Here is a 14,045-nt window from a genome sequence, read left to right as displayed (position 1 = left end):
CCTGTCCTACGAAGCACGAAACCCCTGCTTGCGTATAGGTGATGTTACCACACGTACTTCTTCTTCGTTCGTTTTTGTCAGCGTTGGCAAAGACATACTCTTTGGCAAGTTTTGGCTTGTGAGTTGGCTTGTGCGACTTGCCAATGTGTATGGCTTTTAGGGTGGTCATACTGAAAAATCAAATTTATATACTCCGTCTCCAAGTAGTGAAACTTGAATATCAGTTCTGCCATAACTCTCTAAATGATGTCTCCTTACTGGTTGACCTAATGGTACACCAATTCTAGTTCTAATGTATTCTCCGAGTTCAGCTTTTGCGGGAAAAGAGCTAATTTGTTTTGGATAAATCATTCCATTTACTGGCTGAGAACCTTCTAAAAGTCCTTCCATAGTAACGCCATCATCCCAGATAATTTCAATTGAGTCATTATGTCTTTGCATTCTTCCTCGGTTGTCAAGATGTTGTGGATTCATTTGTTTTGGTTGAAATAAATGCGGATAATCTCTAATGTGTTGAGTTCTCAGCGCAATATATGCGTCATTTGGTGTTGTATGATTATTTGGATTTTGTCCCCAATTTAAGCCTGCTGCATTTTGTACTTCTCCGTCTCTACCAAGTAAAGACATACTACAGAACTCAGCGTTTATAATAGATTCAATTATTCTCTCTGTTCCAATCTCTAGACAGGATATAGAATTATTAAGTACGTGCTGAATGTAGGCGTTCAAAGGTCTGAAAGTGTCAAAAGTTGTTTCAGCTAAGACTTCTCTAAATGGTGTAGTTAACCCATTAACAGAAAAATTTGCAGAGCCTACCAAAGCGTGAATTATTTCACCCCGCCTACGCCAAGCATAGCATTTTGAGTGAACTGGAAGTTGAGAGTAAAATATATTCAGGTTAGCAACACTACCTTGTATGGTAGTAAGAGAGTTGTGCAATGTAGGTTTAATACCTTCAGAGCCATACATTCCATAAATTACAGTAGAATTGAAAGGTAACTCTTCTAGTCTTGCAACAGGTCTTGGACCTAAATAACCCGACAGGACAATTAGCTCGTCTGTTTCGTGCATTTGATGCCTATGAAATATTAATTCTTCTAAGTCTTCTGTATAGAGCATATTATCCTAAATTGAGTTTGTAAATTCATTTTTAAAAAGTCCTGTTTTTATTGTTAGGTCTTCATTTTCGTTTTCAAAAATCTCTAATATTGTTTCAGCAATAATTTTTGCAAATTTTGGTGGCACTGCATTTCCAATCATTTTGTATTGGTCACCTTTTGAACCTAAAAATTCAAAGTCATCATCAAAAGACTGTAATCTTGCAGCTTCTCTTACTGTAATTGAACGAGCTTGTTCTGGGTCAGGGTGAATATGTCTTAAACCATCTTTATATAAATGTGCAGGGATAGTATTACTTGGTTTGTCTTCTCTAATAACGTGGTATTTATGAAAATTGGAATCTTTTCCTGTTTTTTCTTTATAAAGTTGTATTAATGCTTGACTTGAAGTATATTTTTCTTCTCCAGTTTTTATATCAGTTGCTAAAAGTTTAAAAATCTCTATATCTCTATTGCTGTGTGTACGTGGTTCGTGGTTCTTTGGTAATGGCACGCCATTCAGTTTTATAGAATGAGAATGTTTTGTGCTATTCTGACAAGGAAATATCTTAGGAAGATTGTCAAATGCTGTTTTTGAACACATTGGATTTTTGGATGCCTTTGCTTTGAGTCTTGCATAAAAATTTCTAACAGTTAAGGCACTATGTTCCGATTTCTTAACTCCAAAAATTATTACTCGTTTTCTTTTCTGTGGAACATTAAAGTATGAAGTATCAAAAAGTGCGTTTGACCTTAAATTGTCTGTTATTTCATATCCAATTTCTTCAAATGCAATTTTTATCCTGTCAACAATTTGTATTCCCCCTGGTTTTGCAGATAGAATGCCTTCTACATTTTCAAAAACAAAAGCCTTAGGTTGGTAATGCTGAACCATTTTTACATAACTCTCAAAAAGATAGTTTCTGTAATCGTCCTGCATTCCATTTTCATCACGAACTCGACCAGCAATAGAATATGCTTGGCAAGGCGGTCCACCTAAAATTAAGTCTACAGATTTATTCTCAACTAAGGAATCAACACCTTCGCTACTTCCGAAAACAGGGTCATTATATCCATTTATCAGTTCGTCTGTGCGTTGGATATCAAAATGCAATACATTGACATCATCAAAGTCATAATTCCATTTTGTAATTAGACGTTTTTTTAATGTTTGAACTGTTGGGTATTCCCAATCAACAGCTGCTAATGTGTTAAATCTACCTGTTTGAAGAAAACCATCAGTCAAACCACCACAACCTGCGAATAAATCAATAACATTAAACTTCATAATTCAAATGCTTTAAAAGTTGTTCTCCAAGTATTTTGCCCAATAGTGGCGGCACAGCATTTCCAACCTGTCTATACTGTTCAGTTTTGTTTCCTAGAAACTCGAAATCGTCAGGAAAAGATTGAAGACGAGCATTTTCTCTAACACTTGGAACTCTGTTCCATTTATAATGAAAGTGATTTCTGTGTCCAGTATCAATTGTTTTTGAAGGCTTTTTACTATGATATCTAGTCCAAGCTTCATTGAATTTTCTAGAATCTCCTACACCAGGAGGTAAATCTTTATGGTTACCACCTTCAGGAACTAGAGAAATTACATTTATTACGTGTTCTGTATGTTGTGTTCCAGTATGGTTTTTCAAAACCTTATTTCCATTCCGCATCATTTTTTGATAATTGCTAAATGGCTTCTTGTCGTATTCTAAATTTTCACTTCCAAGGTTAGCTACTAGGTCAGGTAAATCGCCAATAGCATCTTCGCAGCCTATATATTGTTCTTCTTTTAAAATTGGCTCTGGAAATTCAAAAACTCCAAACTCCTTTCTTAGAGCAACAAAAAATACTCGTTTGCGAATTTGAGGAACACCATAATCCGGAGCAAAAAGTAGTTTTGGGTTGCAATTGTAACCCATTTCGTCACAAAGTCGAATTATTTCCTTTTTTGCTTTTCCGCCATATAAATTTAGTAATCCCGGTACGTTCTCAATAATTATTGCTTTAGGGTTTAGTCGTTCTGCAAGTCTAAAAACAGAGTAGAAAAGTGAATTTCTTTCGTCATTTTCGTTGCGTGTTCCCGTAAGAGAAAATCCTTGGCAAGGTGGTCCAGCAATTATGACATCAATTTCTTTATTTTTTGTTTCTTTAACTATTTTATCAATTGCACTTTCTTTGTGTAAATCAAGTAAAAGTGCTTTTGAATTATTGTGATTCTTCTCAAATGTTTTCAGAGCAATTTCAGTATTGTCAACACCCAAAACAACGTGAAAACCCGCTTGTTGGAAGCCGTATGAAAAGCCACCACACCCTGAGAATAAATCTATTGCTGTTAATTTTCTACTCATTGTCAAAGTTTATTTTTCCTTGTTTTGTATTAATACTTCTTAGATAAGTTGCTGTTCCTTCTGCTACTGTAAATACATTGTCAGAACACTTGTATTTATAGGCTTCACGAGCAAACTTATCTGCAAAAAATAAATCATTGATTTTTTGAGTGTCAATCTGTAAAACGTCCGAAAGTAGTTTCAGCTTTGAAATACTGAATTTTTTTGTTCCATTTTCAATTCGACTTATAGCACTTGAATTAATGCCAATTTTTGCACCAAATTCAGTTTGAGTCCATTCTCTTTTCTCTCGCTCTACTTTAATGAAGTTGCCGAAACTTGTCATATTTAGGGTTTTACTCATTATGGTTTGACCTATTTTAGGCAAAGGTAAAAATAATTTGTCAATTTAGGGTCAAGTGCGTTGGAAAAATTTCAGCTCTTTTGTTTTTTGTGTTTGGGTAAAGCGTAGGAAAAAACAAATGTGCTGAAATGTGCGGTTGGCTTTTTAGTATGTGTGGTAACGGTCTCGTATAAACGCAGTAGCGGATTTTGAAGCCGTAACCTTCGGTTTATAACTGACGTTGAATTTACAAAATTACTTTCGATTTAGCACTTAAACCGCTATTGCGTTTATACAATGTTGGCAGTAGTGTTTTATTTTTCACTTTGTTTTTTGAGTTCAATGTTCAATTTTTCAAATCCTTTTATTGTGTTGTCCAAATTAAAAAACTGAACTAAAACACCTTCAAAAATCTCGCTTTGTTTGAAAGTTGTTGTTCCGTTTTTGTTGTCGATAAGCTCAAAAATATGCGTTCCGTCAAAAAGTCCACCGATTATAAATTTCCCTTTCCATTTAAGTTTTCTATTTTCTTCATATTCCAAAACTGTTGGTTTAAAAGTCATTTTCGAGGAATTTTCAGGTTGGATAATTACTTTTAGTCCTTCGCCAACTTTTAGTTTTCCTTCAAACTTTTTAATGAACGGATTCCAATTTGGATATTCGTTTTTATTGGTTAAAATCTCCCAAATCTTTTCGGGATTTGCGTTTATGATAATTTCTGTTCTTATTTCCTTTGTCATTGTTTTAAACTTTGTACAAAGGTCGACTGTTTTATTTTTTAAGCTCTTGACAAAAATCAAGAATTTTCGGCTTGTCGTTTTCTTATTCTACTGAATGTTTCCGCTGACATTCCTAAAATTGAAGCGATATATTGTAACGGAACTTGGTTAAAAAGCTCTCTGTTTTGTTCAAAGTATAAGTTATATCTTTCTTCGGCACTCAATGATAAATGCGAAAAAACTCTGTCTTCGAGAATTGCGAAACATTTGGCGATAAACTGTGTTTCTATTGCTTTCCATTTCGGTAATTCTTTGCTTAAATCCGAATAGCTTTTTTTGTCAATGGTCAGCAATTCCACATCTGTCAATGCTTGAATTGATAATCTACTTTGTTGGTCAAAAAAGAAACTTGAAATTTCGGTTACGAAGTAATCCGGGGTTGAAATCCATTGCGTAATTTCTTTCCCGTCAGAAAGTCTGTAAATTCGTAAAAGTCCTGATTTTACCAAACTCAGTTTTTTGCAATATTTATCCGTTTGTGTGAAAAAATCGTTTTTGCTTAATTCTTCTTCGTAAAAATGCGAACGAAGAATTTCGATTTCTTCATTCGTTAACGTTCCAAAATTTGCTTTTATGATTTCGTTAAATTCTTTCACTTCGGGTTTTTGTCTACATTACTGCCAACGGTCTAGGCTATACGTAGTGCGGGATTTTAAAAGCCGAAAGTTTCAAGTTCGCACAAACGGTAGCGAGCCGTTTTTATATTTGTTATTTTCTTGCAATAAATATACAAACTGCGAGCGGAATAGAAGCACAAATCTTCGGGTTAGAAATTCAGCCCGCATTACGTGTAGCCCTTGTTGTGTGTTCGTTATTGTTGTTTATCATATCCGTAATCCCTTTCAACTTTAGATATTCTTGTTTTATATTCTTTGTACCATTCTTTTCGTCCTTTCTCTTGCGCAATTAAATGCTCAGCGTTTTGTTTCCATTTTTTTTAGGGCGGTTTTGGTGTGTCTGCTATCATAAAATTCAGTATTACCGTTTTCTTGGGTCAATATTTTTATTTGTTTCTAAAAACTGGTTTTTCTCTGCTGGCTTATATATAATATCTTTCCTTGCTGGGTTTTTAATTAATTCTCCTTTAGGTCGAGTAGGTCTTTTCTCAAATCCACCGCCACAATTGGGGCAAACATTATTTAGAACATTGTCAACACAATCTTTACAAAATGTACATTCATAAGTGCAAATCATTGCTTCTGAACTTTCATTAGGTAATTCCTTTTTACAATTTTCACAAGTAGTTCTTATTTCTAACATTTAGTTTCTTTTAATGACACACAACGGTCCGCGTGTTTGCGAAGGAACGAGGTAAAAAACACTAACTTTCAACTTTGCACCAACGTTAGCAAAACCATTTTTTTATTTTTCAAATTTACACAAAAAAATAAAAAATGGTTTTTGCGGAAAGAAAGTACAGAAGTTGAGTTTAGCACTTAACCCGCTCTTTCGCAAACACGATGTTGTGCTCTCGTGCTTTCTTTCGGTCATTTAAATTAGTTCGTTTACTCGATATTAAGTTTCTTTAAAAAATCATTTTCGTTTAGTACATTCTTCACAATAATTACTGCTAATACAAAAAGTGAGACAATTCCAGAGGTTAGAATGTAAGTATAAAAACCTTCTGAAAACTCTCGTTTAAAATAGGGCAACAGTTTTGTAAATCCAAAAACGTATATTGCAAAGCATATAGGTGTAAGGATATAATTTACTTTTAACCTTAGTTTGTAGTGTTTTTTTAAGTATTTTTTGAAAGAAATGTTATCCAATGAAATTAATTGATTTTCTTTTTGATAAAGTGAAACGAATTCTAAAATAATACGGAAAGTAAGACTAGAAATCATTAATAGAAGACCAAGAGTAAAATTATTCCATTGATTATTGATAGTATAAATAGAGTAGGTTAACAATATCAAAACTGTTAAAGACATTACTGCTATTGCTATAAATTGTCCATAGCGTTGTTTTTTAGCTTTTTTGATAATGATTTCAGCGTCTGTAATGGTGGAATTATCTTTGTTTTGACTCCACAATTGAGTTAATTTATCATTTTCCATTTGTAATACATTTTAAAAGTGATTGTCTTATTCTGTTTAGTCGAGTTCTTAATGTTCCGTCTGTTAAGCCGACGGTTTCAGCAATTTCTGATTGAGGAATTTCTTCTAGTTCCATCAAAATAATGGTTTTGTTGTTTTGGGTAAGTTGGCTGATGCAACGGTACATTTGTTCTAGTTGTTCTTCCTTTTTTGTGTGTTCCGACTCTACGGAATCTGTAACAAGCAGTTTATTATTAACTTGTGTGTGCGGATTGGTTTTTCTCAAATCAGCCAAACATACATTCACAGCAATTCTATAAATCCATGTGCCTATCGAGGATTTTCCTTTAAAGCTTTTTCTATGTTGCCAAACTTTTATAAAGGTTTCCTGTTGCCACTCTTTTGCCAAATCTTCATTACCAGAAGCGTAACCCAAACATAATCGGAATACTTTAGAAGCATGTGCGTTATATATTTCTGTGAATCGTTTTTCTAGGTTCATTTAATGTGATGCTAAAATATTTTGAATTTGTTCCATAAACCATTCTGGTTTGTCGAATATTACAAAGTGTGCAGAATTATCTGCAATTATCAAATCATATTTTTCCAAATTAGCATATTGACTTTTGTAGGTTTGCGTAACCATTTCTTTTCCAAATGGTTTATCTGCAGCTATTATTGTTGTGGGGATTGATATGTTTTTTAAGTCCTCTCTCAAATCTAATTTAAGATAATCGGTATATCCATAAACATAGGTTTTTCTATCTGCCGAAATTATCCAATCTTTAATTCGTTTTTGAGTTTCAGGATTTAGACTCATTCCTTGAGCCATAGTTTGAGCCATTTGTTCAAAGTCACTCTCACTCATAGACAATTGTTGGTTGTTAAAAGGACTGTCATAGGCTAAATCTTCAGGATTAAAATTTGGAAACATTATTGCACCTGCGGCAGGAAGTGCATCCACCAATACAATTTTAGAAATTTCATTGTTTTCTCTGCTTGCAAGCCATACAGCAATTGTTCCGCCCAAACTATGTCCTATAACAGTTAAATTTGTCAATTGGTTTTGTTTTATATACTCTTCGAGACCGTCATTTACTTGTGATAACCAAGGAAAATCAATTGCTTTTTTTCCTCCAAATCCTGCAAGTGTGACTACATGACACTCATAATTATCTTTTAATTGATTAACAATAGTATCCCAACTTTCGCCTGGTACAGTAAAACCGGGTATTAATAGTACAGGTTTACCTTTACCTATAATTTTTACGTGAATGGATTGATTGGTTTCTTGTGCCTGAGTTGACAGAGAAAAAAGGATTGCTAGAACTAAAAAGATGTTTTTCATAATTTCTGAATTTAAATTTTCCTTTAGATGCAGAAATTCAAAAATGTTACATCTCTATCTTTATACTTTTTTGTTCGGGGAGTTTTTTAGCATGGAGCACAACGGTTCTCAGCTATACGCAGGCAGGGATTTTCACCACTGAACTTCCTACGAAGAACTGAACTTTAATTTTACAACTTACCTGTCCTACGAAGCACGAAACCCCTGCTTGCGTATAGGTGATGTTATCGCTTCGGTGTTCTTTTTCGTCCGTTTGATTGTCGGTCGTTCTGGTAGTGCGGTAGGACAGACACACTCTTTGCCAAGCTTGGGTTTTGCGTTGGGTGCAGCGGCTTGGCAATGTGTGTGGCTGTGAAGCGTTGGATTTATCAATATAATACCATTTCATATCTCATCTTAAAAAGTAAATCGGCAAGATTCCTGTCTTTACTCACTAAAACAGCATTATTAATTCTCTGGTCAAGTAAAAGTGTCAAGTAGTCAGACAACTTATTGAAATCTTTGTGATGTAAAACCAATGCAGTTGAAACCGTGTAAACAATTTCGTTTTTGAAATCTTGAATTGTTTTTTCAGATATACCTTCTGCTGATAACTTTTTATCTTTCTCTACTTCTTCAAGGGAGGTAGGTAATCCGCCAAATCCAATAGATTTCTTAGATTTTGATTGTCTGAATGAACTTTTTATGAGATCGGCAGAGTCACAAGCGAGAAGAAATAAATATTGCTCTTGAAAAATATTCATTTGATTCAATTTTATAAAGGGCTGTTTAGGAAATGAATTTAAAATCTCACCACCATACAATTGATTAGATTGCCCGTGACCTAAAAATATTATTATCGAATCCTTATCAAAATGTGAAACTTCTTCAAAACATTTCAAGTAAGATTCTTCATTTGGCTGAATCTCATAAAGCTTAAAGACAATGCCGTTTTTATTCAGGTTACTGATTATCTCATACAGGAATTGAGTAGAATCGTCTATTGAAATAATTATTTTAATCACTCTTTTGGAAAGTTATTGAGTTCAATTAAATGAGCCACAGTCAATTCAACTATATATTTTTGAAATTCAACGCCATTTGGTAAATCTTTATCTATTTCGTGTGCAATTTCCGATAAAGTTTTCTCTTTAAATTTAGGAAATGTGTTTCTGAATTTTTGCTCTGGAAATTTTTCAAGATACTTTACAATATGTTCAGGGAACACATAATTTTCTTTTTGTTTAGTAAGAATAGAAGTTAAGTCTTCTGACAAATTATCTCTATTTATAAAATCATCAATTTTTAACTTAACTAACTCTTTGATCTTGGCTGGAGAATCTAATCGTTCCACCAGTTTGTCTTGCTGTGCAGAATACAAGCAAAATTTCGCTCTTCTAATTCTAAGCCTTTGAGATCTACTAACATTCATAATCCATTTCAGAAGTGAATAGCCATCTAAAGAATCATCTGAATAATCGTAATCCGAAGCAACTATATCAAAACTCTCATTTAATAGATTCAAAGTTATATACTCTTTTATTATAGGGAAATTTAAAACTATTTTTCCATTTTCGTTATTACGAATTTTAAATTTATCATCACCTAAGTTTAAAAAGGTTTCTACAAGTTCAATTCCAGAACGTTTAAGCTTTTTTCTCAAGTTTTCAATCTGAGAATCAATCTTGTTATCATCAATATATAGTAGTCTCTTTACACTCATATTGTGTTTATTGTAATTTTAAATGTTGCTCCAGATAGTTTACGTTCATTACCTATAAACTCAATATCACTATTCATTTCATTAAGTAAGTTTTTTGTATAGTATAACCCTATGCCAGAGCCACTATATCCAGAAGGTGGTGTATCTCTTACTGATAGTTCAAATATTTTTTCAGAATTCTTTATAAACTTATCAGAAAGTCCGTTCCCATTATCAGAAAAGTATATTAAAAGCTGTTTTTCATTAACTTTTTCAAAATCAATTTGAATTTTATCTGCATCCCATTTTACAGAGTTGCTTATTAAATTGTCAAGTATAATGGACATATTTAATACACTGAGATTTTTTGATAGTTGTTCATTGCTGTTAGAGAATGAAAAAGTTAAATTATCAGAAAAGGTGTCACCATAAAGCGAGAGGTATTCAACAATGTATTTAACAACATCAACATCCTTTTTTTCAATATCCTCTTTTAAATCTGCTCTTGTTACAAATTCAGCCATTTTCAAAGATCTTTCAGCACAAATTTTCAAAAAACCAAGTCTCTTAATTAAATCCTGAACATCATAGTCATTCTCAGTAAGGTCATCTATTATATTCTCTATACCATCACGAACTTCTACGTTGTTGATTTTTATGGTGTGAATTAATCCATCTGCATCTGGACTTAATGTTCTGCGAGTTGCCAATAGATATAAATTCTTTTCTTTCTCTATTGTTAAGTCAGTTTCTACTTTATGAACCTTTTCTTTTAATGTTGTTGCGGACTTTTCAGCTGTCTCTTTTTGTTGTTTTAACTCCTCTAATTGATTTTTTAAGTCTTGAATTAAAAGAGTTTGCTTCTCAACCGTATTTTTATAATCCTGTAATTCTAATATAGCTTTAGATGTAGCCTCGTTAGTAGTGTACTTTGAGAACTCCTTGAGTTGCTTTTCTAATTCTTCATTTTCTTGTGCTTTTTTATGAAGTATTTTATTTAATGTGTCTGCATCAATTTTTTTATTACTAAAATCTTCAATAAGTTGATTAAATTCTCTTTCAGAGGTTTCTCTTTCCTCTTCAATCTTTTGGGTTATTAGGTTCTCATTTATGTATAATTCAATTACTTCATTTGATTTTGCAGAAATAATATTGTGTATTGCAGAGTAAACCCTTTTTTGTTTCGTTATTAAGTCTTCGGAATATTCTAAATCATCTTCAGTAGTTTCTCCGCTGACAATTTTCTTATGAATTTTTAATAAATCTTCGTGCTCTGGTGCACTATCCCAATTTAATCCTTCCACCACATAACGCTCTAACCTCCGAAATGCTTTGAAAAAAAAACTATTGTTCTTCTCTGACTGTGTTAAGCTTTTGTAGCTTTCGTTTTTAACTATGCCTTCACGACTTGATACTATTTGAAATTCATTTCCTTCATCAAGTATTTCAATTTGACCTACTAATTCTCGTAATCCAATATTTCTACTATATCCTTGTGCCTTTCTTTGGTCTAGGCCTAGCCAATCATTCCCTAATTCTCCATAAGGTGGAACTCGAAAGCCGTTAATAAATAAAAATATTGAACCATAATCCACTGATCTTATACCAGTTTGTTTTGTAAAAAAAGATTTTGCATATGGACTTAGATAATATACAGTAGCTTTTGCGTTGGTTATATCTGGGTAAAATGGATTTTTTTCTCTAATCCAAAAAATAGTTTCTCCTTTATCTTTTAATTCGGTGAATAACTCATTTCCTCCATCTGTAATGTATGTTTCAACACTAGTAGTCTTAAAATCTAAGTGTTCGAAAATTCTATTTTCGACTTTGCCAATGAATTTTGAGTTGTCATCAAGTAAATTATTTTCCTCTTGAAATTCTGGAGCATCTATATACACCCCAAAATCATTACTTTCAAAGGCTTGATTGGGATTAATTAGTTTTTCTAGATACTTTTTTAATTCAACAAATTTTGAGACATCCCAGTCTGTCACATTTCCGTTTTTGTCTAAAAGCGGATAAGCCCAGTTACTTCTTAATTTTATTATTTCGAGTAATACTCCGTGTTCGAAATTTGAAAACCCTAATGATTGAAATTCATTTGGAGTCAATATTTCATATTTTAATGGTATGGATTGAATTTCTTTGTCTTCATCCTCAATCTCAAATTTTTTCCAATCTATGGAGAGCTTACAATAGTTTGCATCCTTACTCGTTTTGGCATAAAGATTAAGATACTCGCCTAGTCTATCGCAAGAAAATCTGCCGACACCCTTGGCACCAGCCATTCTACGTTTATGCTGAGTTTTATTTGTCTTTTTTTCTGAATAAGCAATATTTAGCCATTTATCTCTAATATCATTAATATCCATCCCGATTCCATCATCTTGAATAACTAATCGAGAAGTATTTGATGAGAAATGTTCTACTTCTTTATCATCACTTTTTTTAAGGTTAAAGTATTTTACTTTAACTTGTTTAGCATCAGCATCAAAAGAATTCTTGACTAATTCTAAAATAGCTATATTATCATCATTAATAAGGTCTTTCCCAATAATGCTTTTTAGCTGAACATTCGTTTTGAAATGTAAGTCGTTTTGTTCAGCCATTATCCTATAATTTTATTTAGAGTTATACCAGCTTGCTCTCCAAAAAGTGGCGGAATAGCATTTCCAATTTGTGAATATCTCGGAACTTCTTGGGTTCTTCTTTTACCTCCAGTAGTGTATTTACCTTTGAATTCATACCAATCATTAAATGATTGAATTCTTGCATACTCCCGAACTGTGAAAATTCGTGGTTCACAGTAATGTATATAATCGTCTGGTAAAGTAGTAATAGTTGGAGTAGGTGTTTTGCCAGATAATGGAATTATTGTTCTCTTTTTTAGATTGAACTTTTCTTTTAATTCATTTGATAGCGTTTTGTTCTTTTCAGCATTTTTAAGGATAAATTCAAATTTTATTAAAGTATCTTCATTATGCTTCGCAAATCTATGGCTATCAGGAATTTCTGAAACAGCTTTATCTCTTAGTAGTTTTTGATAATTGGATTGAATTGGATTATATAGACCTGCTTTGAATGAACTTGTATCGGGTGAAACAATTTCGTTAATTTTTTGCAAGTCAGAAATAGCGTCCTCCAACGAATTTGTCAATCCAATACCTTTTTTAATTAAAAAAGTCTCTTTTTGTTTTTGAATTTGTTCAAAAAAACCGTTCCGATTTACTTGGTTTATAATATCTTTTCTTATACCAACTAGAATAAATCTTGTTCGTTTTTGTGGAATTCCAAACTCTGAAAAATCAATCAGTTTTCCTTCAACTTTATATCCTTGGAAATCGCCTTTAGGAGAATCGTATTCGAGTGCATTAGTTACATATTCAGAATAGATTTTCCCCTTGATTTTATTCTTGTCAAACTTCTGGGTAAAGCCCTTTACATTTTCAAAGAAGATTACTTTTGGCTGAACTAGTCTAATAAATTTGATGTAAGACTTTATCAATTCATTCCTTGAATCTCCTTCTATTCTTCGTCCTGCTGTTGAAAATCCCTGACAAGGCGGTCCACCTGCCACAAGGTCAATTTCACCCCTAAGTGATTTTAAATTGTCCTTGTGATATTTGATTACATCATTTATGTCGTGGTTGCTTTTTGGCAACCAGTCTGGCCAATCAAAATGATTTTTTTTATCAATCAAGTTATATTGAAGCGTTTCAAAAGCGTCTGGACTTTTTTCAACAGCAAACTTACCTTTCCATAATCCTGTATTAAACAATCCAAGAGAAAGTCCACCGCAACCAGCAAAAAGGTCTATATATGTCTTTTTTCTAGTCATTGTTATTTTTTGTCGGATTTAGAAGTTCTCGAATGTCTATTTCCAGTGCAAGTGCAATTTTGTGCAAGTTATCTAATGATGGTTGCCTAGCGTTTGAGCACCATTGAGATATGGTTGATTCATCTTTGCCAAGTTGTTCAGCTAACCACTTGTTTTTTCTTCTAGTCTCTGCCAGAGCTACCTTGATTCTATTTATTTCAATCTTTGTCAAGATGTTTTTGTTTTACGCAAAGATATTAACATATTTGGAATAAAATTTACTTTTTTCTGTTTTTCTGTCGAGCGTTGGCAAAAAACAGCTCTTTTGGTTTTTTCAGCGTTGGCTTTTGTGTCGGCAAAAAACCAAATGTGCTGTTTGTGCGGCTGGCTTTTACACTGAGCGATAACGGAAAAAGTATTTGCGAAGAACGGGCTACTGCAAACCAAAAGTGATAAGGAAAACCCCCGCGGAGCAAAATGCTTTTTCAGATTTCTAAATTACTAAAAATTGAAAGATGAAAAGCATTTTTGCGGATATAAAAAAAATAATTCTCAAAGGAAAAATTCAACCCCGTTTTTTACAAATACACTGTTGAACTAAACCTCCGGTAGCTTTT

16 protein-coding genes are annotated in these 14,045 nt (G+C 33.0%); all 16 read right to left on the bottom strand.

Annotated features, from left to right (window positions below; all coding sequences use genetic code 11):
- Nucleotides 1-165: 165 nt before the first annotated feature.
- A complete protein-coding gene (locus tag ACX3PU_RS10165; RefSeq protein WP_459084929.1) occupies nucleotides 166-1,119 on the bottom strand; it encodes a restriction endonuclease PLD domain-containing protein in 954 nt (317 codons plus the stop codon).
- A 6-nt stretch (nucleotides 1,120-1,125) separates the two neighbouring features.
- Entirely contained in the window at nucleotides 1,126-2,385 is a 1,260-nt protein-coding gene (locus ACX3PU_RS10160) for a DNA cytosine methyltransferase (RefSeq protein ID WP_459084928.1), read from the bottom strand.
- Nucleotides 2,375-3,445 carry a DNA cytosine methyltransferase gene (locus ACX3PU_RS10155; protein ID WP_459084927.1) on the bottom strand — a complete coding sequence of 357 codons (1,071 nt, stop codon included), beginning with the start codon at nucleotides 3,443-3,445 and terminating at the stop codon, nucleotides 2,375-2,377. Before ACX3PU_RS10155 ends, ACX3PU_RS10160 begins: the two co-directional genes overlap by 11 nt.
- Nucleotides 3,438-3,788: a helix-turn-helix domain-containing protein gene (locus ACX3PU_RS10150; protein ID WP_459084926.1), complete on the bottom strand. Its 351-nt coding sequence runs from the start codon at nucleotides 3,786-3,788 to the stop codon at nucleotides 3,438-3,440. Before ACX3PU_RS10150 ends, ACX3PU_RS10155 begins: the two co-directional genes overlap by 8 nt.
- Before the next feature lie 293 nt (nucleotides 3,789-4,081).
- Nucleotides 4,082-4,567, bottom strand: coding sequence for an SRPBCC family protein (locus ACX3PU_RS10145; protein ID WP_459084925.1), 486 nt, complete (start codon nucleotides 4,565-4,567; stop codon nucleotides 4,082-4,084).
- On the bottom strand, nucleotides 4,564-5,142 hold the full coding sequence (locus tag ACX3PU_RS10140; protein ID WP_459084924.1) for a Crp/Fnr family transcriptional regulator: 579 nt from the start codon (nucleotides 5,140-5,142) through the stop codon (nucleotides 4,564-4,566). The genes ACX3PU_RS10145 and ACX3PU_RS10140 overlap by 4 nt, the downstream gene beginning before the upstream one ends.
- 382 nt (nucleotides 5,143-5,524) lie before the next feature.
- Nucleotides 5,525-5,806, bottom strand: a complete 282-nt coding sequence (locus tag ACX3PU_RS10135) for a DUF1272 domain-containing protein (protein WP_459084923.1) — start codon at nucleotides 5,804-5,806, stop codon at nucleotides 5,525-5,527.
- A 245-nt stretch (nucleotides 5,807-6,051) separates the two neighbouring features.
- Nucleotides 6,052-6,603, bottom strand: a complete 552-nt coding sequence (locus tag ACX3PU_RS10130; RefSeq protein WP_459084922.1) for a hypothetical protein — start codon at nucleotides 6,601-6,603, stop codon at nucleotides 6,052-6,054.
- Nucleotides 6,593-7,084, bottom strand: coding sequence for an RNA polymerase sigma factor (locus ACX3PU_RS10125; RefSeq protein ID WP_459084921.1), 492 nt, complete (start codon nucleotides 7,082-7,084; stop codon nucleotides 6,593-6,595). The genes ACX3PU_RS10130 and ACX3PU_RS10125 overlap by 11 nt, the downstream gene beginning before the upstream one ends.
- Nucleotides 7,085-7,930, bottom strand: coding sequence for an alpha/beta fold hydrolase (locus ACX3PU_RS10120; RefSeq protein ID WP_459084920.1), 846 nt, complete (start codon nucleotides 7,928-7,930; stop codon nucleotides 7,085-7,087). It abuts the gene before it with no gap.
- A gap of 112 nt (nucleotides 7,931-8,042) precedes the next feature.
- Nucleotides 8,043-8,318: a hypothetical protein gene (locus ACX3PU_RS10115; protein ID WP_459084919.1), complete on the bottom strand. Its 276-nt coding sequence runs from the start codon at nucleotides 8,316-8,318 to the stop codon at nucleotides 8,043-8,045.
- A complete protein-coding gene (locus ACX3PU_RS10110) occupies nucleotides 8,299-8,934 on the bottom strand; it encodes a hypothetical protein (RefSeq protein ID WP_459084918.1) in 636 nt (211 codons plus the stop codon). Before ACX3PU_RS10110 ends, ACX3PU_RS10115 begins: the two co-directional genes overlap by 20 nt.
- On the bottom strand, nucleotides 8,931-9,632 hold the full coding sequence (locus ACX3PU_RS10105) for a hypothetical protein (protein WP_459084917.1): 702 nt from the start codon (nucleotides 9,630-9,632) through the stop codon (nucleotides 8,931-8,933). Before ACX3PU_RS10105 ends, ACX3PU_RS10110 begins: the two co-directional genes overlap by 4 nt.
- Nucleotides 9,629-12,220: an ATP-binding protein gene (locus ACX3PU_RS10100; protein WP_459084916.1), complete on the bottom strand. Its 2,592-nt coding sequence runs from the start codon at nucleotides 12,218-12,220 to the stop codon at nucleotides 9,629-9,631. Before ACX3PU_RS10100 ends, ACX3PU_RS10105 begins: the two co-directional genes overlap by 4 nt.
- Nucleotides 12,220-13,449, bottom strand: coding sequence for a DNA cytosine methyltransferase (locus ACX3PU_RS10095; protein WP_459084915.1), 1,230 nt, complete (start codon nucleotides 13,447-13,449; stop codon nucleotides 12,220-12,222). The genes ACX3PU_RS10100 and ACX3PU_RS10095 overlap by 1 nt, the downstream gene beginning before the upstream one ends.
- Nucleotides 13,442-13,660 carry a helix-turn-helix transcriptional regulator gene (locus tag ACX3PU_RS10090; protein ID WP_459084914.1) on the bottom strand — a complete coding sequence of 73 codons (219 nt, stop codon included), beginning with the start codon at nucleotides 13,658-13,660 and terminating at the stop codon, nucleotides 13,442-13,444. The genes ACX3PU_RS10095 and ACX3PU_RS10090 overlap by 8 nt, the downstream gene beginning before the upstream one ends.
- Between the last annotated feature and the right edge of the window lie 385 nt (nucleotides 13,661-14,045).

Source organism: Chryseobacterium sp. A301 (assembly GCF_054489425.1).
Note: the sequence above shows the minus strand (reverse complement) of the source record. Positions and strands in the feature narration are given on the sequence as shown.